This is a genomic window from Paenibacillus sp. NMA1017 (assembly GCF_058895805.1).
In genome coordinates, this window is the sequence record NZ_JBZXYR010000045.1 from 1 (window position 1) to 1,636 (window position 1,636).

Sequence of the window (1,636 nt, forward strand, 5' to 3'; positions counted from 1 at the left end):
GCGGTATATCCTCCAAAGACTTCGTTAGTGACCAGCGACAAACACCAGCCGTCCATTATGATGTGGTGAAAGCTCCATACAAAATGGTATGCATCGTCTGATGTACGTAAGATGGATACCCGCATTAGTGTATCCTTTGCCAGATCAAAACCCTTCTGCTGATCCCGACGTACGAACTCCTTGATATATTGCTCCTGCTCCGCCTTTTCCTTCTCACGTATATCCTCTACGTACAACTTTCCGCGTTTATTCCGGTATACCACTTGCAAGGGTTCGTCCTGCAAATCGCTCCGGAAGTTGGTCCGCAGTGCTGAATGGCGCTGTACCAACAAGTCCAGACTGGCGGCGAATGCCACGAGATCCAGCGTTCCCTTCAATTCAAAGGTGGACTGCTCCACATAGGCGCTCGACTGGGAATCCAGCATGTTGTGGAACAGCATTCCTTTTTGCATCGGCGTCATGGGGTATATATTCTCAAGCTCTCCGTCAGGCTGAATCTGCTCCACCATCCGGTCCAGTTCTTCAAGGCTTAATCCAGAAAGCAGCACATCACTCGGCGTCAATTCAGAACGCTCCTGTGATACACAGTGGCGGATCACTTCCAACACGTTCTGCTTGAGCTCCCTGGCCAGTTTTATCACATTATCTTCCTGTAACACTTTTGTGTTATAACGAATATCCAGCTCAAGCATTTCATCATTTACAATGCCCCCCACATCCAGGGAACACGGCATTCTGGTCAGTTCGTTAACATCTGCTCCACTGGAGTACGGGGACATGTGCGTTTCGCTGTACCGCAGCGTCTGATCAAATTCGCCCAAATAATTAAAGCTGATCTGTGGCTCGGCGTATGCCTCTCTAGATACTACGTTCTGGCTGAGATATCTCCAGATGCCGTATCCAATCCCTTTATGTGGAATGCAGCGTAGCATCTCCTTCATCCGTTTGATGTTCACGGAGATATGATCTTCCCCGTTAATCCGCAGCAGAATCGGGTACTGGCTCGTGAACCAGCCAACCGTTCGTGATATATCCGTATCCTTCATGATATCTTCCCGGCCATGGCCTTCCAGAAGAATTGCAACCTGCTCACTGCCAGTCCAAGTACTTAACGTCAACCCGAGCGCCGTCAGTAACAGATCGTTCACTTCTGTGTTGTACGCGCGATGGGCCTGTTTAAGCAGTTGATCAGTCTCTTCTTTCGTGAATTTCAAGCTCAAAGTAGCCGTGTTATTTATGGTCAATGTTTTTTTAGAATCCAGCAATTCTGTAAGTCTTAAAGACTCGGATGCCGCCAATTCATTCACTTGCTCCCAGTATGCGTGCTCACTTTCCATCTCAGGACTGTCGGCATAGGCTGACAACCGCTCCGACCAGACCCGGAAGGAGTCTGTTTTGGCCGGAAGCTGTATGGCTTCTCCACGTACAGCCTGCTCATAGGCATTCGACAAATCTTCCAACAGTATCCGCCACGATACGCCGTCTACCACCATATGATGAATAGCCAGTAGCAGATGGTCCCCATCAGCGCAGTGGAACAGGCCCGCTTTCAGCAGAGGTCCTTCATCCAGTCGGATGCTACTCTGAATAGTACTGGCCCGGGCTTCTATAGCTTGACCCAATGTGGGACCGATCG

General features: G+C 49.6%; 1 protein-coding gene. It reads right to left on the reverse strand.

The window, feature by feature from the left end; translation table 11 throughout:
- Positions 1-1,636, reverse strand: a 1,636-nt coding sequence (locus tag AC5ELV_RS26240) for a condensation domain-containing protein (protein ID WP_493432450.1), incomplete at both ends; no start/stop codon positions are given.